This window comes from Vibrio harveyi (assembly GCF_030060435.1).
GTDB classification, from domain to species: Bacteria; Pseudomonadota; Gammaproteobacteria; order Enterobacterales; family Vibrionaceae; genus Vibrio; species Vibrio harveyi.
Genome location: NZ_CP125876.1, coordinates 445252 through 464469 on the forward strand (window position 1 = coordinate 445252; position 19218 = coordinate 464469).

Here is a 19218-nt window from a genome sequence, read left to right on the forward strand (position 1 = left end):
ATTATGTCAAATGTGAATAATGAATTTCTTTACCATTCACTCTCAGTTGAGCCATATATTTCTTTAAATAATGACTTAACCCAATTACACATCGGGTCGTTATGATAGCGCTTATGCCAGTACAAATAGACCGATTCACTGTCCATTCGAATCGCTTTCGGTACGGTTTTAGTAATCAATTTTCTGCCTTGACAAGCATCTTCCGCAAAGGGCGTTGGCAAGTGAAAAATCACATCTGTTTGTTCTGCGATCGCTGGTGCAGCATTGAAGTTTGAAAGCTGAACAGGGATCGATAATTGGCGTTTTTTATCCACCACGCCAAGCTCAACAAAACGGTGATAAATCGACAGTGTTTTGCCACCTTGAAGTGAGATTTGACCGAAGTTGCAATCGAGCAGCATCTCCACCGTCAGTTCTTCAACATGCGCAAGTGGATGGGTTTCGCTCATCAGGAATCGGTAGTCGCGATTGGCAATTTTCATGCGGTACAAATTCTGCTCAGAGCTAGGCGGCTCGGCGGTTGAGAGCACAAAATGTACATCCCCTGCAATCAGTGCATCGAAATGGCGCTTCGGGATGGAGTCGATATCGACAATCATGTTCGGCGCTTCTTCACGGATACGCGAAACAATCGGTGGCAGTAAGAAAATTACCTGTGGAACCAAGCCGTAAAAACGGATCGTCCCGTTACTCTTTTCAGGTACAAATGACTGACCGTACATCAGCTTTTCTAGCCCGGTTAGAACGGTGTTCAAATCTTGCTTGATCACTTCGGCTTTTGGGGTCAATTCGTAGCCGTGTGCAGTGCGTACTAACAGCTCATCGTTGAACAAGTTTCTGAGTTTTTGTAAAGAGCGGCTCACCGACGGTTGGCTCATATTGAGCGATACCGCTGTGTTGGAAACATGCTTCTCTTCAAGTAGGTGTTTGAGAATAAACAATAAGTTCAAGTCGACTTGAGCTAAATTCATTTTTTGAATACTCACTATTCCGCTAATTCTGTTGCTGCATATAGACTATCTGCTAATGTGTCTGCAATCAATAATCATTCTTATTTGATTTTAATCAAATTAGTTATACCGCTTTACGACTAATCTCGCGCTCTATTTTTTAAAGCACTATTTGTTTTTTAAGGCACTAATGCGAGATTGCATCGCACCTTTTGGAAATCATTATGTTGGGTAAAACTTCTCTTCGCGTAGCAACGGGAGCTTTGCTGCTTGCATTGGCTCCTATCGGGGCAATGGCTAAAACCTACCAACACAGCTTGGGCACAGTAGACATTGATGGCGTTCCACAACGCGTCGTTGTTCTAGGCTACGGCAGTTTAGACTACATTGATGCTTTGGGTGTAACACCTGTCGGCATGCCAAAAACACTGTTACCAAAATCACTAGAAAAATTCCAAATCGACTCGTTTGTGAATACGGGTAGCGTAAAAGAAGTGAACTTCGAGACGCTGTTTATGCTCAAGCCAGACCTGATCATCGCAGAAGGTCGCATGGCAGATATCTATAAAGATCTGAGCGACATCGCACCAACTTACATGTTCCGTATCGACACCACCGACTACTGGAAAACAACCCAAGAACACTGGCGCACGCTGGGTGACATCTTCGACAAAGAAGAACAAGCTGAGCAGTTAATCGAAGACGTTCAAGAGCAAATCGACCATCTTCACGCAAAAGTAGAAGAACAACCACGACGCGCACTGACGGTCTCAAACAGTGGTAACAGCTTGGCAATGTTTGGCACCAACAGCCGTTTCTCATTCGTGTATGAAGAAGCAGGCTTCGCGACTTCGACTTCTGAAAACGTGAAATCTGTACCACGCACTCACGGCAACCTGATTTCATTCGAATACATTGCTGATGCGCAACCTGAGGTACTGCTTATCCTTGACCGTGAACAAGCCATCGGTCAGAGCAGTGGTAAAGCAAAACAGTTGTTCGACAACGATCTCGTGAAGTCGACACCAGCAGCGAAAAACAACCGCGTGCTGTATATGAACCCAGCGGCTTGGTACTTAACCGCAGGTGGCTACCAATCGACGCAAACCATGATTAAAGAGCTGAACCAAGTCATTGCTGACTAGGGTCTGTTTATCTTTCGTGGTTAAATTTTGTTCGAGATAAAAGCGTTTTAATCGCGGCGAGTCGATTGAAGCCTAGTGGTTCTAAGTAAAATTGACTCAACAAAGAGTAAAACGCTTTTAGCCGGGGGCGCCCAGCCGAACCCTTTGGGCAGCGTTTGTAGGTGCTTTCTACTGCGTTATCGGCTTATCAGGTAGGATAGCTACATATCAAAGCCTCTGCCTTGTATAAAACACCTACAAATTGCTGCAAAAATCATCACGAAAGGTCAACAGACCCTAATAGATTCGGTTCCTGCTCATTCTAATCGATGACCTTTCCCGCTTCACGGTGCGAAAGGTCATTGTTGTTTTTATCACCCTATAAATACACCATGAAATTACATCATATCTTGGCTTTTTTGTTGCTCGTCGTACTCGCCTGCGCCTCTTTGTTGGTTGGGGTGGCGAACGTTTCACTCTCGCAGATTTTGGCTGGTGACAGCCACAGTTTGAACATCTTGCTGGTTAGTCGCTTACCCCGCTTGCTTGCCATCGTCTTAGCCGGAGCAGGCTTGAGTATCGCTGGTTTGATCATGCAGCAGATCGTGCAAAACCGCTTTGCAGCCCCATCCACCACGGGCACCGTCGATTGGGCTATGTTCGGCTACATTGTCGCGCTGATTCTGTTTGCAGACATGAGCAGTTGGGTTCACCTGGTCACCATCTTCGCGTTTTCTGTGATTGGTACGGTGATCTTCGTGCGCTTCTTGCAACGTTTGAAGTTTAAGAACACCGTACTCGTCCCGCTGATCGGCATCATGTATGGCAACGTGGTGTCATCCATGACCACCTTTATTGCCTACAAGTACGACCTAGTACAGACTCTTGGTTCTTGGACTGTGGCTAACTTCGCCTCGGTATTGCGTGGTAACTACGAATTCTTATATCTCGCTCTTCCGGTCTCGGTTCTGGCTTACGCTTACGCTAACCGCTTTAGCGCGGCAAGTGTGGGTGAAAGCTTTGCAAAAAACATTGGTTTGAACTATCAACGCATCGTTCTGGTTGGTGTGCTCCTTGTGGCTGTACTGTCGTCATCGGTGGTAATGATCGTCGGGATGATTCCGTTTCTTGGGCTTATCGTGCCAAACCTTGTGTCGCTGTTCATTGGTGACAACATGCGTCGTAACTTGCCTTGGACCGCATACGCAGGTGTGATTTTGGTGCTTACTTGCGACATTCTAGGTCGACTCATTATCTTCCCTTACGAGATTCCAATTTCGATGATCATCAGCATCTTGGGTGGCTCAATCTTCATTTACCTAGTTCTGAGAGACAAATCGAATGCGTGATTCTATGAAAGTAACCCTGCTGGCAATCGCGACGGTTTTGATTTGTGCGGTGTTCATCGGCAAGGGCTTAACGCCAGACAACTACCAGTTCTTCTTGTCACGCCGCATCCCGAAAGTACTGGCGATTGTCTTGGCAGCAATGGCGATTGCGTCTTCGTCACTGATTTTCCAGACCATCACCAACAACCGAATCCTCACCCCTTCGATTCTGGGTTTCGATTCCATGTACGTGATGATTCAAGTGCTGCTTGTGGTGATGTTTGGGGGCTTGAGTGCTTTGGTCATCAACAGCAAACTCAACTTCGTGTTGTCGACTGGCATCATGATTGTGTGTGCGATGACTTTGTTCAGCTTCTACTTCCGTGGTCGTCAGCGCAATATCTTCACCCTTTTGTTGATTGGTATCGTGTTGAGTAGCTTGTTCAACAGTGTCACTGGTTTCTTCACCATGATCACCGCCCCAGATGAGTTCACCTTCATCCAAAGTTCGATGTTCGCGAGCTTCAACAACATCAACAGTGAATTGGTGTACTGGTGTGTGGTTCCGATGCTGCTGTGTGGCGCGTACCTAATGCGTATTGCCCACAAATTAGACGTAATGTGGCTTGGTGTCGATAACGCGAAAAGCCTAGGTGTGGATACCCACAAACTGACCATGCAAGTCATGTTCATCATCACTTTGATGGTGTCTATCTCGACCGCATTGATTGGTCCAATCTTGTTCTTTGGCTTGATTGTCGTGGCTCTGACTCGCCAAATCTTCACTGGTTACCAACATCGCTTATTGATTGTAGCGAGCTCAGTACTGTCAGTTGTACTGCTGTCTGGCGGTCAATGGGTGGTTGAAAACCTGTTCGATTTCGGCACCACCATCAGCGTTATTATCAACTTTATCGGCGGCGGCTACTTCTTGCTTCTGCTTATGAAAAACAAATTCGATTAAGGGTTTATCACATGATCCGTATTCAAGGTCTTAGCAAAAAATACAACGAAAAATACGTGGTAAAAAATGCCGATGCCCTTTTCCCTCTTGGTAAAGTAACCAGCATTATTGGTCCTAATGGCGCGGGTAAAAGTACCCTACTATCTATGGCGAGTCGTCTAACAGAAAGCGATGCTGGTAGTGTCGTGATTGGTGATAAGCCGCTTGACCAATGGAACACCGAAGACTTAGCAAAGCGCCTATCAGTGCTGCGCCAATCAAACAACATCAACATGCGCTTTACGGTGCGTGACTTGGTGGCGTTTGGTCGCTTCCCGTACTCGCAAGGTCGTCTGACAGAAGAAGATCACCGCATCATTGATGAATCAATGCAACATCTGGAAATCGACCATTTGAAAGATCGCTTTATCGACCAACTGTCGGGCGGGCAACGTCAAATGGCATTTATTGCTATGGTGGTGGCACAAGATACCGACTACATCTTCTTGGATGAGCCGCTGAATAACCTCGACATTAAACACTCCGTCGACATCATGAGTACGCTACGTAAGCTTGCGGAAATGAAGAACAAAGCTGTAGTAATCGTAATTCACGACATCAACTTTGCGTCTTGTTACTCTGACCACATTGTGGCGATGAAGCTCGGGGAAGTCATTAAAGCGGGCTTAGTTGAAGAAGTGATTGATGCCGACGTGCTGAGCGATATTTACGAGATTCCATTTATCGTGCAAGAGATTAACGGCAACCGTATTTCGTTGTACTACCGACGTTAACGTAACCAATTTGATTTCAAAGGCGGCCTCGTGTCGCCTTTTTTAATTTTGGTCAATGAAGAAGCATTAAACGCGGAAAAGCGGTGTGTCTCGGCGGCAATAATGATACTGTACTGAACAGTTTTATTTAGGCTGATTTAGTTATGCGCGCATCTACTGAAAAGAAAAGAACTCGAATCATCGAAGTCGCGACCGAACTGTTTATTGAACAGGGTTACAAGGACACGTCACTCGATCAAATCGTTTCAATTTGTGGTGGTTCAAAACAGACCCTGTATCGTTACTTTTCCAACAAAGAAGGGTTGTTTGTTGAAGTGCTCGCGCATAACACCAAGATCAGCCTAGAATCCGTTTTCCAACTGGCCGATAAACAGAATGAGCCACTAAGAGAAACCTTAGAAGACTTCGCTAAAAAGTATCTACGTGGCATTTGCTCTAACCCAATCTTATCGCTTTATCGCATCGTGTCTGCTGATTTTAATAAACACGACTCGGTTCCAAATCAGTTTTGGCAAACCGGACCACAGCGTATTCACCAATACTTAATTGAGTTTTTAAAAACCGACACCATTAGCCAGCAACTTAACATCGATGATGCCGATTTAGCCTGCGGGCAGCTACTCGCGCTGATCAAAATGGATTACCAGAACATGGCACTGATGGGCTTTGATTTCTTAAGCGATGAAGAATTGGATTCGCACACACAAAAAGCGGTGACGGCGTTCCTTAAACTTTATCAGCGTTAAGAACCTCAAAACTAAAAAACAAAGGGAGCACATTGGCTCCCTTTGTTCTTTTACGGCTTAGTTACCGAGTTGTTTGGCTGGCTATTTGTTCTGTTTACCTAACCTCAGTGCGCTTCTTGTTTTGCGGCTAGCTTCTTACCAATCAACAAGATTGGCGCAAGCGCAAAAATAGACACAATAAACATCACCAACGAATTACTCAGCGCCAATGTCGTTGCTTGCTCCTTCACAACGGCACTAATCTGGCTCATGCCGAGCGCCGGATTAGGTAAGCGACCATGAGTTAGAATCGCGCCGCTCAACGCCTGCTCGTAAGCTACGAATACGTGATTAGAACCATCCAGAGTACGACCGATTTCGCCCGATGCTTGCGCGCTGTGGTTTTGAATCACACGAGAGAAAAACGCTCCGCCAATCACCCCGCCCATGGTTCGGAACAGATAGAAGTTAGCAATGCCTTCTAAGCGCTGCCCTACTTGGAAATACATCAACACCGCAATCGTCACCGACACGTTCAACAAGCCAACACCAAAACCGCGCAGCAGCATTGGGATAGGTAGTGACTCTGTACCAACAAAGCTTGGTAATTGGCTGAACTCATGCACCGACAGTAGAATCATCAGCACGCCAAAAGGCACCACAGCATCCGCCAGCGGACGGCGGAAGTAATACACCAATACACTTACCAGCATGCCGACCAACATGGCGTAAAACGATGGCAACTGCGCATAGCCCGCATTGAGGCTGTTATAGTGCATCGCCATTTTTAGGAAGTTAGCAAACAGCACCGTACTTGCCATCACGGCAAAGCCTGCAAGAAAGGCGTTGTACATAAACACGTTAGTCTTTAACTTGCCGTGCAATTGCATCGACGCAGTATCCAAATGGCGCGTTTTCACCAACTGATACACCACCAACAAAACCAGTGCTGCAGCGACAGAAGAAGCCTGTACAAACCAGTCTGAATCCAACCAGTTGTAGTAGCTGCCGCGCATTAGTAAGAACACCACCAAACTCATCGTTAGCGCGAGTACGAAGTAAACTGAAGTTGATGATTTTGGCTTAGCTTCAATCTCAATCGCCTGAGGTTTGTATACACCGATCATTACTAGAGCTGAAAAGTACAACCAAGCCGAGGCAACGTTCAAAAACGACCAATCAAACTCTTCAACAATCTCTGCTACCAACCACGGATAAGCGCCCATTGGTAACAGTGTTGAGAAGATCAGCGTCAGCGCAATAATCGCAGGCAACCAACGCTGCTCAAAAGTATTGAGTAGATAAAGGTTCACCACCACCAATAACATGCTCATGAAAAAGCCGCTTACTAACCAAGTTAGCGTGAACAACAACGCATGCTGACCAGTCCAATAGAGCGCAAGGTTTGTTCCCAAACCCACCAGCAATGCAGAGTGTAATGGCAATGAGGTTCCAAGCTTACGCACTATGATTGGGGTAAACATAAACCCCAACACTTGAGTGATCATAAAGCCGATTTTCACTAACTCGACTTCATCTGCGGACAAACCGGATGTGGCTGCCATCTCGTGGGACAACTCGGTAAACATCACCGAATTGATCCCAAAAGCCGCAATGGCGAACAGCGCAAAAATCAGCAATGATGAACGTGTTTTCATGGCGATTAACCTTGAGTTGCGGTCTCAATCGACACTTCAGCCGATAAGCCAGGGTAGATGCGCAGTTTCAGCTCTTGTGGGATATCCAACTCAATACGCACTGGCACACGCTGTACTACTTTCACAAAATTACCGGTCGCATTTTGCGGCGGCAACAGACTAAACTGCGCGCCTGTTGCTGGGGTTATGGAAGTTACACGACCATGCAATGGATGATCAGGGAACATGTCTAACACCACTTCCACGTCTTGCCCTTGTTCAACGTTTTCCAATTGAGTCTCTTTGAAGTTTGCCTCAATCCACACGTAATCCGGTACCATCACAATCAACCCCATGCCCGGTTGAACAAACTTACCCACTTGCACTTGTCTGTCTGCCACATAGCCATCAAAAGGCGCTCGAACGATAGTTCGCTCAAGGGCGATATTCACCAATCTCAGGTTCGCTTCGGCTTGTTTGCGTTGCGCGGTTAGCTGCATCTTTTCTGTCACGAGCGCGTCAAGCTGCTTCTGTTCAGCGGCTAGCGCTAGCTTGGCAGTTTCAAGGTTGCTGTTCGCTTCAATAGAACGCGTTCTTTGCGCTTCAAATTGGTTCTTACTCACCGATTGCTTTTGTACCAAACGAGACAGACGTTTGAACTCCGCCGCTTGATGTTCCGCGTTGGCACTTGCACTGTGAATGCCCTGCTTCGCCTGCTCGATCTTTACCAGCTGCATTTCAGTTTTGGTTTGGTTTGCGGTCAGCGCTGCTTTTGCGACATCTAACGCCGACTTCGCAATTTCTTGATTGGCAATGAAATCTTCATCATCAATCGAAAACAGTGGCGCACCTTTGCTTACCCACTGGTTATCTTCGACAAAAAGTTGGCTTACCTGCCCACCGACTTCCGGAGAAATCGCCGTCACATCCGAGTGAACATAAGCGTTATCGGTAGTCACCGTATTAGGTTGGTATAACGCACAACCTGCAGCGAACAACGAACCAATAACAAGCGACAACGCAATGACTTTCTTCTTCATTTTTGAAACCCAACTTAATGATTTTCACAAACTGTACTGTACCGTACAGTTTTAGTAAAGATACATTTGATCATTTATGAAGGAGAAAGATCCATCCCACTGATTTTTATTGATCTTATTTGGTGCCCACTTTTGAATGAAAGGGAGAGAATTGAAGTACATATATTGAGAAAAACAAAAAAGGCGACACTGAGGTCGCCTTTTGATTATGAAAAAATACTTCGAGATTGAAGCCAGTGAATCACGCTTATTGCTGCGCTACCTTCACTTGTGGTTTCGTTGAACCGGTGTAATCAAAGTCGAACGTGATGCCATCTTTGGTTACATCCACCGCCATACCACCAACAAGTTGGCCTTGAAGGCTCATCATCAGATCTTCTGGAACTGGTTCGCCAGAAACTTCAGATGCCGTTTCCATCACTTCCAATACACGCTCTGAATCCAGAGTGAAGCTCAATAGACCATTCGCTGTTAGCGGTTGTGCCATCACCTTGTCACTTGCAGATGCTGCAGCATCACCGCTGTAAAGCGTCAAGTGACTGTCATTCAGACGAGCAAACACATCAATAGGCTTGCCAGCGTACGGTTCTAACAAACCACCAATATTCACTGGTTGGTTATCCGGTTGGATTTGGATTTGAGCAAGTTCAGGCACAAACATCTGCGCGGTTTGCAGCAACATGTTTGGATCGTCCGCAGAGATCGAGAAGATTGCGTCTAGCTGACCAAGCTCAGGACCGTATTGACCACTCATCTCTACATCAAGACCGAACATTTCCATGCTCAAGCCTTTCAGTCCATTCGCCATACCTGCACCCATGCTGATTGCTGGAGCTGGATTTTGACCACGCATATCTTGCTGTGCTTTGGTTAAAATTGAACATTGGTATTGAGGCGTAGTTAGATCGGTCCAGATCTTACCAATTGCTGGTGCAAGCGTGGCAACATCCAAGCCCAGCGCTACACTGAACATACTCTTCTCGCCGTTTGATTCCGCCAGTACACCACGCATTGATTGCAGTGCTTCCAAAATCACTTGGTTTTTCGATTCAACCACTAGGCTACCATTAATGCGCGCCTTGCTGTCTTGGACTGAGTATTCACCAAATACCACCATTTGCGGCCAGTTTTCTGCGATCTGAGTAAACTCGGTATGACACGCTGGCGTGCGAAGTTCATCCAACATTGGATCAGAACCCGCCGTGTTTAGTTGGCGAGCAAGGCGGTTACCATCCGTCGTAGTGAAACCTTTGATGACTTCACGAAAATCAACCAAGCCAAACGAGTTGTTGTTCGCACCGTATTTCGTTTTCAGCGCTTCCAAGCGACCAGAATCCGCAATGTTGTTCTTTGGCGATTCTAGACCAAATGCCATCTTAAGCGGGTTCTCAGCACCTAGCTCAGGAATATCCAACGTCACCGTCAGCACGTTGTTCACTACGCCCACAGCAAGACCAACACCCATTTGCGGATCTTGTGAGTCTGTTAGCTCATAGCGACGGAACTCAACCGTATCCAATTTCACGCTCTCGTGTTGAATGCCGGCTAATTTTTCTTGCTCATCTAAGCTTTTCCATAGTGATGCAGGAGTCTCAAGCTGCATCTTATAAACTGGAACAAAACCAAGCGTATAGATAATTGGGCTTACCATATCGCCAGTACCTAGGAAAGATTTGAGACTTTCAGGTGAAGAAGATGCCGCAACATAAGCATCGAAGAAGTTAACCGCAAACTCGAGACCTGGAGTCAACTCTTCTTCTACGAACAGATCAGCAAGAGGCGGCTGTTGTGTTCCACCGAAAGCAGTCATGTATTCGTAATGATTGAATGGTTCTGTTTGGTAAGTCAGAACAAGTGTATCTGCCGGAACTTGCGTGAGTAGCGAGTTTGAAGATTCACCTTGGGCAAGGTTGTTTTGGTACACATAAGCGGCACCACCAACTGCTGCGACCACTGCAGTAGCTAATAATAATTTTTTCACGACCAACTCCGTTGTCTTGGTTATATTTCCCCAAACCAACTAGCTGGTTTGAGAGAGCATTAAGCCTTCAATGAACGCTTTAACAAGATGAAAAATTTCATTTTTTGTTTCAGGCGTTTATTCGCGTGCAACGCCATCATAAACACCCAACCAGACTTATCAATTTCCCAAATGCTAAATTACTAAAATATCCAACATTTATAAGATAAAACGTGAAGTGAGTTAAATTGCTCAATCATACTATTGGTAATTTACTCAATCGAAAGGATAAGCTCCCCTTATCTCACTGACCAAAGCGGCGATAAGATTAAATCTACCCCCTAACTTTTATTGATTGTGTGAAAACAGATCACGATCTGACATTTTCATCAACATAATCAGTAGAAGCCGACGCACCTTTTCCTTAAAGTCTTGCTTTTCAACAAATAAACGGCAGAGCTACACCTAATTAAGCGCAATGAAAGACCAGCTAACGATTTCAATCTCCACCATTAACGGTTCCAAGCATTGGTACTTCAGTAAAACCATGCAACGCAACTTTAAAACTGGCGTAGTGGTGTTTGTACTGGCGTTAGCGGCGACTGCAATTTTGATAAACCACCTCTACTCACAAGTGGATGATGCGGTTCTTAAACAGGCAGAACTGACCGAACGTTCGCGTAGTATCGGGCAAGAACTCGATGATTTAAAAAATCTTAAATCCGAGTTAGAGAACGATCTCTCTGAACGAGAAGAACGCGTTCAACTCGTTTCTGAACGCTTAGGTGAGTTAGAAAAAGTGCTTGGTGTTGCCAAAGAGTCCTCCAGCGATAGTTTGGATGCGCGACTAGATACCGCAGCCATTACCTCACATGTACGTATGGCAATGCTTAATCAGATCCCTAACGGCTCGCCAGTAGGAAAGGCACGTTTTTCTTCTGGTTTTGGTAAACGCGTCCATCCCGTTACAAAGCAAGTCAAGATGCACCGAGGATTGGACTTTGCCGTAAACACTGGAACCAAGATTTACGCGCCAGCAGATGGCGTTGTTGAAGTTACTCGACGCAGTAAAAAAGGCTCGGGTAACTTCTTACGTTTACAACATTCATTCGGCTTTTCGAGCTCTTACTCGCACTTAACAGGGTTCAAAGTCAAAACCGGTGAGTTCGTCAAAAAAGGACAACTCATTGCAATCTCCGGCAACAGTGGGCTCTCTTCTGGTCCCCACCTTCATTATGAGGTGCGTTTTGTCGGACGAGCCCTAAACCCGAGGCCATTTGTCGATTGGAACCTCAATGATTTTGAAGACATCTTTACCAAGGAGCGAAGAATACGATGGGAATCTTTAATCAAAACCGTGGAACAACGAGTAGCCCAACAGCTTCAACTCTCATCGCCAAAGGCTGTACTGTTAGCGGAGAACTCAAAGTAGAAAGCGACATCCAGATTGATGGTATTGTTGAAGGTCAATTGCACGTCGAAGGCACCCTTGTGGTCGCAGAAAGTGGTCGCATCAAAGGCGACGTTTATGCGAAGCAACTTGTCATCAATGGCGTCCTTGATGGCAACTTCCATGCAGAGCACATTCAAGTGCTCGCAAAAGGTCGTGTTAGCGGCAAGATCTGGAGCAACAACTTGAGCATCGAACCGGGCGGTAAGTTCTTCGGTGAGGCAGCAGAGCTACCAGAAAAAGAAGTGGTGACGTTAAAAGACAAATCCACAGCAGTAAAAGGCGTCGCAAAAGCCGATAAGCCACAGGCGGTTAAAAGCGCTTAATAACAAACCAAAAGAGCACATTTAAGTGCTCTTTTTTGTTTATCCTCTTCATCACCTCTCCCACTCCTTCATATCGTTACGAACACAGCCTCGATAACGGATTCGCACTTGGTAGAAGCGAAGCCAGTACTTTTATTCGGGCAAGGTCAGCAGATTGTGAAACTTCATCCACATGCAAAAATATCGCTAGTAGATTTTCATTTCTCTCGACTATGATTCGCGCTCCTGTGTTTTGGTGATTATTTTAATGAGAATTTATACCGCTATTATCACGGCAGCACTCGCTGCAACAACACTTATCGCGCCTGCTCATGCGGACGATAAATTCACTTTGGGTCGTACCATTTTGCTTGAGCACGGTAACCTAGCAGCAAAAATCCCGATGATTGTTTGCCGCAATACCAACGCGATCAAAGTGAAAGCAGAGAAAGATATCGAACTACGAAAAGTGGTTGTACGATTCCAAAATGGTGACGAAAAAACCATTCGTTTCCATCGTGACCTTGATAAAGACAAAATGACAGATTGGCGTTACTTTGGTTACCGTCGCTGCGTAAAACATATCGAAGTTTACGGTAACTCAGAAGGCTCAAAGGCGGGCGTTCGCGTTTACGGCAAAGAGAAAAACGATTAAGTATCAGAGTGCGATCGTTCCTTTCATCGCAGACAAATACATAAAAAGACTCCCGCTTGGGAGTCTTTTTCGTTCTGTGACGAGTTTAAGCTGAGTGTTTATTGAGCGCTTTGTTTGATTGACTCAAACTTTTTCAACTGCTCTTGCTGGCGCTTCTCAAGCGTTGCTTTCTGTTCGTCAGTAAGCACATTGTAGATATCGTGCTGCGCTTTAAGTTGAGCAAGTTGTTTGTCCAACTGTTTTGCATTTGCTTGCTGAATCAGCTGTTTTGCTTTTGCTTCATCAAAGGATGATGCTTTAACCAGCTTCTCGAATTGTTTTGCACTCTCTTGAGCCGCTTTAGGATCTTGTTTGCCCGCTAATTCGCTGCTGAGCTTAATCTGGATGTCTTCAATTTTTGCTTGCTGCTCCGCAGTCATACTCTCTAAACCAAATGGTTTTGGTGCAACAGGCTGCGCTGGTGCGGATTCTGCGAATACATTCGCGCTGCTTAGTAGTAGAATCGTCGACAATAGGTAGCGTTTCATTGGGGGAACCTTCATTTACTGCTATTTGGAATTAGATGAGACTCAATCGATACCACATGGTTTCCTGTACCTAGTAAATATGAGGCATTCCTTCACAAAAATGATTTTCGATTGAAGCCCGAAGGAACCTTGTACAATTCCAATAACTGCGTCGTCTTTTCTCGTGATCATTCGTCTTATACCCAAGTAACCTCGGGATGCTAGGTTCAGCGAGAATGACTTGGAAAGAGCTGGCTATTCCGCTGCGTTGTTTTCCTTGCTTTCGGTAAATAGGGAATCAATGACAGCGCTCTGAATCCTGTATCTTGAAGTCACTTGGATATAATCATTGTTTAACCCTAATTTAAGAGCTTATGTTTACCTTTAAACCCGCAATCATTGAGATTGATACCCATAAAATCGCTATTTCACCGGATGACCAGAACCTTGTTGATATCGCTCGTAAGGTCAGAGTGAATATCGCCGCACCGTGTTTAAAGAACAGACGCATCAAAGGCTGCTGTCATGTTTGTAAAGTAGAAGTGGATGGCCAACCTCGCTACGCGTGTAAGGTAAAACCCATGCCGGGCATGAAGGTGACCGTGCGTCGTGCTGATTTAGATGCGGCACGTAAAGAGGCAGCAAAAGCTTACAAGCAGAAGATTAAAGCGCAAGAGTCTGTCGCCACTGAGCAAAACTGACTGAATACGGCGGCATTCAAAAATAAAAAGGGCGACCATGGAGTCGCCCTTTGCAAATTATGATTTTGGATTGAGGATGATCGTCGTGCGTTTCGCTTTGTTACCGAAGGCACGTTTTGCCAACGCTTTGACTTCTTCTAAAGTGACACTTTGCGCCGCTTTGTCGATATCAAGCAATACATCCAGTCCATAGTCATGAACAAGGTAACGCGTGTATGCCCAACTGCGTTGACCCGGACTGTCGTCGATGTCTTTCATTGCAACCACCAACTGTTTCTTCGCAATATCGACTTCTTTTTGAGTAATGTTCGTTGCCAAATCATCGATGATGTTGCCAAGCTGCGCATCCATTTTACTCACGTCTTTCGGATCGATTTGAGATTCAAAGAACCAGTCAGACACCATCTCTTCATCTTGCGTGATTGGGTAAATGCTTGGGCTGTAATCCAAACTTGCCTCTTCACGTAATTGATCAGTCACTCGTGCTGCCGCAATGCGTTGAAGTATGTCAATAACAACCGTTTCTTGCGCCGTTCTTGGCTGTTCATTGCCGTTCGTTAAACGCAATAAATACAACGATGATGGCTCGTGCCCTTCTGCCATTACCAAGCGTTTTTGCGCATTAGGATTAAAATCGATGTGGTAGTCCACGGCTTCACTTGGTTTTAGATCAATCGATGCAACGTACTTACGCAATAACGGCGTGATCTGCTCTGGGTCGATGTCTGCAACGATCACCATCTTGTAACCGCGGTTGTGGTTAAACAATGTCTCATGCAAAGCGAAAACTTGCTCTGATGTGACATCCTTAACCCCATCTGCAGCTAACAGAACTTGGCGACTGTTCGGCAGGTAAGCGTTTTCATTTGCCGCTTTGACCCACTTACCCATTGGTGATTCAAAGAACGCTCGACGCTGCTGAACAAACTCGCGTTTCACAGCGGCAAGTTGACGCTCGTCGACTTTAATTTCCGTCATGATGTTGTACAAACCATTTAGCGCACTCGCAAGGTGTGCTTTTGGCGCGATCACTTCTACACCATGATTGGTTGCACCCAAAATAGGAAACAGTGAAATATCCGTTTTACGCAAGTAGCTGTCGAGCTCAGAACCAGAGAAACCACCTAAGCCACTGCGTGCAGCGGCCATCGTTGCCACATCAAAGGCAGGGTACAACGACTTATCTAACGCTGCTTTACCACCTTGGCTTGCTAAATAAACGTATGCGCGATTGGCTGCTTTCTCGTCTTTTTGGAACCACACCTCAATGCCGTTCGATAGAGTGTAAACTTGGAATCCACCCTTCTCTTCACGCATTTTAGTGATCGTGCCTTCTTTGGTTGGTTGAATAAAACCATCCGTCTGCGCATACATGTCCAATGGCTTCTCACCAGCTTGTGCATATGCGGCGCTCAAGGCTGCAAATTGACCTGAAAACTGTGCTTTGTCTTCGTTTTTACCCAGTCCAATTACAAAGTTTGCTGGTTCAGACAACAGCGCTTTCAGCTCATCATTGGCATGATCTAATGTGTTGCTGTCGATAAAGCTCGACAAGCTTTGCTCATACCCTTGCTTCGATTGGCTTACCGAATTGATTTCTAACTGGTAAGTACGCGCTTCAGCATAACCTGCTGGCTTACGTTTCGACCAATCTGAATCAAGGTTAGATAGCTCGCCATACCAACCAGACATCACACCATCAAGCTCTTGTTGTGTCACTCCGTAGTCACGTAAAGACGTTAGCGTATTTAGGAAGATTTTCTGAATATTGTCACGACGCTCTGGCGCAAAAGAAACACCGGCAGACATGACACTGTGGTAGTTGGACGTGTAAGGCTGTGCATACGCGTATTGGAAAGATTCCGCCGCATCATTTAACACCGCAAGCAAACGTTGCTGGATAAGCTGAGCACTGACTTCGTCTTGCCATGCGCTATGTTGTTGAGCCAAGGTTTGGCGCATCACAGAATCACGGTCGATGATCAGATGCAGACTTGGCGATTCCATTTGGCTGCTTGGCAGAATGCGATTGGCGTTATTCGCGCGAATATCACGTCGCTTCTCAACCACAACGTCAGACGTGCTCTCCCAGTTTGAGAATTTTTTCTCGATAATCTTAGCGATCGAGTCCACATCAACATTACCTGTGATGATCAACTCTGCGTATTGCGGCTGATACCACTTGTCATAAAAGCGCTTTAAAGCGGGTGATGACGTATTTTCAATCGAGCTACGCGTACCAATTGGATCGTGCTCTGCGTAAGGCGTCCCCTCAATTGTGGCTTCGTACGCAGTGAAAGACAGCGGCTTATCATCCGGACGAGAACGTCGCCACTCTCCCAAAATCACGCCTTTCTCTTTTTCTACCTGCGTTGGGTCAAATTGAATGCCATCACCGATGTCACGCATCCACGTTAGCGCCTCATTCAGCTTGTCTGGATTGGCGAGATCCAATTTGTACGTCGTCTGCTGATAGGTTGTCGTGGCATTAATATCTGCACCAAAGCTGCCGCCTGATGCTTCAAACAGCTTTACAACATCATTGCCAGAAAAGTGCGTACTGCCATTGAACGCCATGTGCTCAATAAAATGAGCGTAGCCTTTTTGGCTGGCGTCCTCTTGGAAGGAGCCGACATTCATCATCAAGCGTACTGAGACTTCTTCGTCTTGAGTCGGATAGATGTGGTACTTCATCCCATTGGCAAGTTGGTCGACATGCCAATTTGTATCGGCTTGGAGAGGTGTTGATTGGGGAGTCAGAGCGCACCCTGACAGTAATAATGCGGGTAATAACAACGTGCTACGCATAACTATTGTCCCTAACAATGAATAATTGAGGCAATATATCGATCACGTCATATGCTTGATATTTAATATGCAATATACGCCCTTATAGTAAGACTTTGATCACACTTTATAAAAACAAGAATCATTTACAAAGATGTAAATAACGGTTTGCTAATAAACAAGTTAGCGCAAAAAAGCAAAACAATTTGAACAAAATGTGTGCATTAGCATGAGTATGAATCAAATACGCGACACAGATCGGTATTTATTTTGAACACTAAAATATAATATCGGCGCGAAATACAAATTTTTATAAATAATAAGAGCCAATCATATCTATATGTTTAAGAACTTATCTTTGAAGAACAAGCTGGCGATCTCTGCCAGCGCTGCCATCATCCTCGGGGGAGTGTTGGTAGAGGGGCTGTCTTTCCGTGACTCTTTGCAACGACTTGACGTTGAAGTTGCACAGCGTTTAGAAAGCACAAGCGCATCTTACAACCAATATGTAAGTGACTGGATTCTATCCAAAGAACGAGCACTGACTTCACTATCACAAGACGCTAAAAAATCGGCAATCGTGACGCACCTAAAACAAGTTCGCGATTCTGCCAAGTTTGATAACGTCTTCTTAGCTTACCCAGACGGTTCACAAGATAACGCAAACGGCGTTGTTCTACCGCCAGGTAACGATGACCCACGCAAATGGGGTTGGTACACCAATGCCATTGCTAATCCATCCAAAGTCTTTATGGATAACCCAACGGTTGCCGCCGCAACAGGCGCAAACGTGGTGTCTTTGGGTAAAGCGATACAGCTTCACGGTCAAACCTCAGTATTAGGTGCTGACGTAGAAATCGGCGATATCCTAAACAGCCTAAACCAAGTAATTTTACCGGGCGAAGGCTACATGTTCATTGCGAACGACCAAGGCAACATCTTCACTCACAACGACAGCAAACTACTTAATCAACCTGTGAGCAAGCTTGGTTTGAGCAACAATGACATCGTTGCAGCAGCAAGATCTGGTCAGGATCGAACTGTGTCTATTCAGGGTAAAGACTTTGTGGTTTACGCAAAAGCCATCGACGGTACCAAGCTAACCACAGTAACCGTTCTGGATAGCGACTCACTTGTTGCACCACTTTACGATGCCGTTTGGGGACAAATTATCGCGACGGCTATCGTTGTGATCATCTGTGTGGCGTTGTTTAACTTGCTGTGTAACATCCTGTTTCGCCCGCTTTACAACGTCTCTCATGCACTGTCGCAAATCGCTAACGGCAGTGGTGACTTAACTCAACGCATCAAAGTAGAAAACCGCGATGAGGTAGGTGAACTGGCAGAGAACTTCAACCAGTTCGTTGCGAGCCTTCAGCAGCTTATTGGTCATATTCGTCATCAAGCTGAAGACCTAAACCAACAGTCTGAGCTAAGCACTAAGCGTGCAAACCAATCGGTTGATGAGCTAAACCACCAGCAACAAGAAATCACGCTTGTGGCAACGGCAGTGACAGAAATGGCGTCTGCAACTCAAGAGATCGCCTCTCACGCTGAACAAACAGCGAAAGTAGCGCAAGATTCATCAGTAAGCACACAAAACGGTCACTCACTTGTGGTAAACACGAAAGACTCGATCAACAACTTGTCTTCTGAAGTGAACCAAGCAAGTGGTGTTATTAGTGAACTAAACCAACACGCACAAGACATCAACACCGTGCTGTCGACCATCCGTGATATTGCTGAACAAACCAACCTACTTGCGTTGAACGCGGCAATCGAAGCGGCACGCGCTGGCGAACAAGGTCGTGGATTTGCAGTCGTGGCTGATGAAGTTCGCGTACTATCGCAACGTACACACACTTCAACAGAAGAGATCAAATCCACCATCGAAACGCTGCAACGCACCACTCAACGCGCTGTGACCTTGATGGAACGCAGTTCAGAGCTGGCGATGGGTTCGGTAGAAGATGCCGACCGTGCTTCGCAAGCGTTGGATGAAATCAATTCAGCGGTTGCATTGATCAGCGACATGGCGACACAAATCGCTACAGCAGCAGAAGAGCAAACGCACGTGACCAACGAGATCACGCAGAATGTTACGTCCATCAAAGACGTGACCGATCACTTGGTGATTGGTGCAGAAGAATCCATGAACCAATCTTCTGAGCTGAAATCACAAGCTGAAGACCTCAACTCGAAAGTAGCGACATTTAAACTGGCGTAGTACTCGTTTCTAAGCTCAATATCAAACCCCGCCTAGCTGCGGGGTTTGTTTTTCCCACCGATACTTCTCTCTTAAATTGACCTCAA

At 45.8% G+C, this 19218-nt stretch carries 16 protein-coding genes; 10 read left to right on the forward strand and 6 right to left on the reverse strand.

The genetic code is table 11. From position 1 onward, the window contains the following. Positions 1-29 precede the first annotated feature (29 nt). Positions 30-971: a LysR family transcriptional regulator gene (locus tag QMY49_RS18560; protein WP_005429183.1), complete on the reverse strand. Its 942-nt coding sequence runs from the start codon at positions 969-971 to the stop codon at positions 30-32. Positions 972-1174: 203 nt separating this feature from the next. Between QMY49_RS18560 and QMY49_RS18565 the strand changes: the two genes are divergently transcribed. The 5 genes from QMY49_RS18565 (at position 1175) to QMY49_RS18585 (ending at position 5885) form a co-directional block, all read left to right on the forward strand. Next, the gene (locus tag QMY49_RS18565) at positions 1175-2095 is read left to right on the forward strand and encodes a siderophore ABC transporter substrate-binding protein (protein WP_283315977.1); all 921 of its coding nucleotides are present in this window, start codon (positions 1175-1177) and stop codon (positions 2093-2095) included. A gap of 371 nt (positions 2096-2466) precedes the next feature. Next, positions 2467-3423 (forward strand): ABC transporter permease, encoded by a 957-nt coding sequence (locus QMY49_RS18570; protein ID WP_283315978.1) that lies wholly within the window; start codon positions 2467-2469, stop codon positions 3421-3423. Continuing rightward, complete coding sequence (locus QMY49_RS18575) at positions 3416-4366, forward strand: iron chelate uptake ABC transporter family permease subunit (RefSeq protein ID WP_283315980.1); 951 nt, start codon at positions 3416-3418, stop codon at positions 4364-4366. The genes QMY49_RS18570 and QMY49_RS18575 overlap by 8 nt, the downstream gene beginning before the upstream one ends. Positions 4367-4377: 11 nt before the next feature. Continuing rightward, positions 4378-5139, forward strand: a complete 762-nt coding sequence (locus tag QMY49_RS18580) for an iron ABC transporter ATP-binding protein (RefSeq protein WP_005434322.1) — start codon at positions 4378-4380, stop codon at positions 5137-5139. 143 nt (positions 5140-5282) lie between these two features. Next, positions 5283-5885 (forward strand): TetR/AcrR family transcriptional regulator, encoded by a 603-nt coding sequence (locus QMY49_RS18585; protein WP_029788701.1) that lies wholly within the window; start codon positions 5283-5285, stop codon positions 5883-5885. A 104-nt stretch (positions 5886-5989) separates the two neighbouring features. Here QMY49_RS18585 and QMY49_RS18590 read toward each other — a convergent pair whose 3' ends face one another. From QMY49_RS18590 to QMY49_RS18600, 3 genes are all read right to left on the reverse strand, one after another. Beyond that, the gene (locus QMY49_RS18590) at positions 5990-7522 is read right to left on the reverse strand and encodes an MFS transporter (protein WP_283315984.1); all 1533 of its coding nucleotides are present in this window, start codon (positions 7520-7522) and stop codon (positions 5990-5992) included. 5 nt (positions 7523-7527) lie between these two features. Further along, positions 7528-8541 carry an HlyD family secretion protein gene (locus tag QMY49_RS18595; protein WP_085319694.1) on the reverse strand — a complete coding sequence of 338 codons (1014 nt, stop codon included), beginning with the start codon at positions 8539-8541 and terminating at the stop codon, positions 7528-7530. A 247-nt stretch (positions 8542-8788) separates the two neighbouring features. Continuing rightward, positions 8789-10522: a hypothetical protein gene (locus tag QMY49_RS18600; protein ID WP_283315987.1), complete on the reverse strand. Its 1734-nt coding sequence runs from the start codon at positions 10520-10522 to the stop codon at positions 8789-8791. Between the two features lie 457 nt (positions 10523-10979). Between QMY49_RS18600 and QMY49_RS18605 the strand changes: the two genes are divergently transcribed. The 3 genes from QMY49_RS18605 to QMY49_RS18615 all read left to right on the forward strand — a co-directional run bounded on the left by QMY49_RS18605 (position 10980) and on the right by QMY49_RS18615 (position 12911). After that, positions 10980-11933, forward strand: a complete 954-nt coding sequence (locus tag QMY49_RS18605; RefSeq protein WP_005449635.1) for a M23 family metallopeptidase — start codon at positions 10980-10982, stop codon at positions 11931-11933. Next, complete coding sequence (locus QMY49_RS18610; RefSeq protein ID WP_283315989.1) at positions 11837-12277, forward strand: bactofilin family protein; 441 nt, start codon at positions 11837-11839, stop codon at positions 12275-12277. Before QMY49_RS18605 ends, QMY49_RS18610 begins: the two co-directional genes overlap by 97 nt. A gap of 247 nt (positions 12278-12524) precedes the next feature. After that, a complete protein-coding gene (locus tag QMY49_RS18615; RefSeq protein ID WP_005449637.1) occupies positions 12525-12911 on the forward strand; it encodes a DUF2541 family protein in 387 nt (128 codons plus the stop codon). A gap of 98 nt (positions 12912-13009) precedes the next feature. Here QMY49_RS18615 and QMY49_RS18620 read toward each other — a convergent pair whose 3' ends face one another. Beyond that, positions 13010-13438, reverse strand: coding sequence for a Spy/CpxP family protein refolding chaperone (locus QMY49_RS18620; RefSeq protein WP_005449638.1), 429 nt, complete (start codon positions 13436-13438; stop codon positions 13010-13012). Between the two features lie 353 nt (positions 13439-13791). Between QMY49_RS18620 and QMY49_RS18625 the strand changes: the two genes are divergently transcribed. Beyond that, the gene (locus QMY49_RS18625) at positions 13792-14118 is read left to right on the forward strand and encodes a 2Fe-2S iron-sulfur cluster-binding protein (RefSeq protein ID WP_101905684.1); all 327 of its coding nucleotides are present in this window, start codon (positions 13792-13794) and stop codon (positions 14116-14118) included. A 57-nt stretch (positions 14119-14175) separates the two neighbouring features. On the opposite strand, the gene QMY49_RS18630 is transcribed toward QMY49_RS18625, so the two are convergent. Next, positions 14176-16926 (reverse strand): M16 family metallopeptidase, encoded by a 2751-nt coding sequence (locus tag QMY49_RS18630; protein WP_050908665.1) that lies wholly within the window; start codon positions 16924-16926, stop codon positions 14176-14178. 319 nt (positions 16927-17245) lie between these two features. On the opposite strand from QMY49_RS18630, the gene QMY49_RS18635 reads away from it, so the two are divergent. Continuing rightward, positions 17246-19132, forward strand: a complete 1887-nt coding sequence (locus QMY49_RS18635) for a methyl-accepting chemotaxis protein (RefSeq protein ID WP_005449641.1) — start codon at positions 17246-17248, stop codon at positions 19130-19132. Positions 19133-19218 lie beyond the last annotated feature (86 nt).

What these genes read in the sequence shown, in the direction of transcription:
- QMY49_RS18575 (WP_283315980.1), top strand. Translation starts at nt 3,416, where the DNA reads ATGCGTGATTCTATGAAAGTAACCCTGCTGGCAATCGCGACGGTTTTG.
- QMY49_RS18565 (WP_283315977.1), top strand. Translation starts at nt 1,175, where the DNA reads ATGTTGGGTAAAACTTCTCTTCGCGTAGCAACGGGAGCTTTGCTGCTT.
- QMY49_RS18635 (WP_005449641.1), top strand. Translation starts at nt 17,246, where the DNA reads ATGTTTAAGAACTTATCTTTGAAGAACAAGCTGGCGATCTCTGCCAGC.
- QMY49_RS18560 (WP_005429183.1), bottom strand. Translation starts at nt 971, where the DNA reads ATGAATTTAGCTCAAGTCGACTTGAACTTATTGTTTATTCTCAAACAC.
- QMY49_RS18610 (WP_283315989.1), top strand. Translation starts at nt 11,837, where the DNA reads ATGGGAATCTTTAATCAAAACCGTGGAACAACGAGTAGCCCAACAGCT.
- QMY49_RS18605 (WP_005449635.1), top strand. Translation starts at nt 10,980, where the DNA reads ATGAAAGACCAGCTAACGATTTCAATCTCCACCATTAACGGTTCCAAG.
- QMY49_RS18570 (WP_283315978.1), top strand. Translation starts at nt 2,467, where the DNA reads ATGAAATTACATCATATCTTGGCTTTTTTGTTGCTCGTCGTACTCGCC.
- QMY49_RS18580 (WP_005434322.1), top strand. Translation starts at nt 4,378, where the DNA reads ATGATCCGTATTCAAGGTCTTAGCAAAAAATACAACGAAAAATACGTG.
- QMY49_RS18585 (WP_029788701.1), top strand. Translation starts at nt 5,283, where the DNA reads ATGCGCGCATCTACTGAAAAGAAAAGAACTCGAATCATCGAAGTCGCG.
- QMY49_RS18625 (WP_101905684.1), top strand. Translation starts at nt 13,792, where the DNA reads ATGTTTACCTTTAAACCCGCAATCATTGAGATTGATACCCATAAAATC.
- QMY49_RS18615 (WP_005449637.1), top strand. Translation starts at nt 12,525, where the DNA reads ATGAGAATTTATACCGCTATTATCACGGCAGCACTCGCTGCAACAACA.
- QMY49_RS18595 (WP_085319694.1), bottom strand. Translation starts at nt 8,541, where the DNA reads ATGAAGAAGAAAGTCATTGCGTTGTCGCTTGTTATTGGTTCGTTGTTC.
- QMY49_RS18620 (WP_005449638.1), bottom strand. Translation starts at nt 13,438, where the DNA reads ATGAAACGCTACCTATTGTCGACGATTCTACTACTAAGCAGCGCGAAT.
- QMY49_RS18630 (WP_050908665.1), bottom strand. Translation starts at nt 16,926, where the DNA reads ATGCGTAGCACGTTGTTATTACCCGCATTATTACTGTCAGGGTGCGCT.
- QMY49_RS18590 (WP_283315984.1), bottom strand. Translation starts at nt 7,522, where the DNA reads ATGAAAACACGTTCATCATTGCTGATTTTTGCGCTGTTCGCCATTGCG.